The 1,343-nt window shown below is 45.6% G+C and carries 1 protein-coding gene; it reads right to left on the minus strand.

The annotated features are described in order from the left end of the window. Positions 1-1,343: LptF/LptG family permease (locus tag BG32_RS04980; RefSeq protein ID WP_147434832.1), on the minus strand; the 1,343-nt coding region annotated here is incomplete at both ends.

The raw sequence follows: 1,343 nt of genomic DNA on the forward strand, positions 1-1,343 counted from the left end.
GGGTGGGTCTTGTCACATGTAGTTACATATCCTTCTCCAATATTGAAGGTAGGAGATGCTTCCATAGTCGACTGCACATAGTCACCGAAGACATAAAACGGTACCTTCGAACCGGTTTTTGAAGTATCGCCTCTGGCGGCCGGAACCTCAAGTTCCGTTCTAGAGTAAACCTGCATACTTTCGACGCGCTCATTTGTCAAGTCTAGAATCAGTCTGTCCGAGAGAATAGTGGTCTCATCACTGAGCATCTTCACGTTTCCCCAGAAGGAGATCGATTCCGGAGTGGAATCCACATTTAGTATCGAAGCATTGGAGGCTTCAATCGTAGCGTTCATGGTCTCGCTGAAATACTCTACCTTGACTCCACCACCAAGTAGTATCTCCCTGCCACTCTTGGTTCCGGCAATTGTACCTCCGACGATCTTCACATTAGATCCTTCAAGGAGACCGGGAACGAGAAGAAGAAGAACAATTGCCGATACTTTCATTATTCTTGTAAACAGCTCCGACAATCTATAACTGGCTTTAGTATCGATGAGGGAGTATATTATCACACCAAGTATAGAAAAGGTAATATTCGGTATCCATGGTGCCAGGGATGGGTTTATAAGGTTCTCCTTTCCCATTCCACTCAACCAGGCTCCCGATCCCTGATAGATGACGACCAGAAGAAAGGTGAGTATGACAGACCATGACTTAGACTGAAGATTGAACATCAACGAAACAGGAACGCCAAGAAGAACAATGACGAGAGGAGCGATGGACATCGAGTACTTCTCTTGCAGAGCGACCTCGAGCGAGGAGGTATTGATCCCCGTATTCTTGAAGGCTTCGATATCATCCCTCAGTTCTTTACTTGTCTTTTCCTTTGGAGATTTGAAGCTGGCCAGATAACGTTCGATATCTTCATCTATTTCGAACTCGGCAGTGCCAAACTGCATCTCAACGCCAAGAAAGCCCGATTCGTCTGTCTGATAGATATTGGCTTTGCTCAAAATCCATTTGTTCGAAGAGATTACCGCGCTTTCCGCTGTTGTAAGCGTAACTTGACCCCTCGAAACTTCATATATGGAGACGTTCTTGAGCTCCTTCGTCTCCTGATCGATTCTCCTCACGTAGATCATTCTTCCCTGGCTATCCTGCATAAATACGTTTTCTTTGAGAGTAACTTCCGGTTGCTTGTAGACGAATCTCGCCATCGCCTCATTTGCCTTTGTCGAAGCTGCCGGTACGAGATAGTCGTTCAAGAGATAAGCAAAGCCACTGAAAATAATACCTATGAGAAGAAAGGGTATAACCAACCTCTTCAAGGATATGCCGTGGGTTTGAAGGGCAATCAGTTC

The sequence above is a fragment of the Mesotoga sp. HF07.pep.5.2.highcov genome (assembly GCF_003666285.1).
GTDB classification, from domain to species: domain Bacteria; phylum Thermotogota; class Thermotogae; order Petrotogales; family Kosmotogaceae; genus Mesotoga; species Mesotoga prima.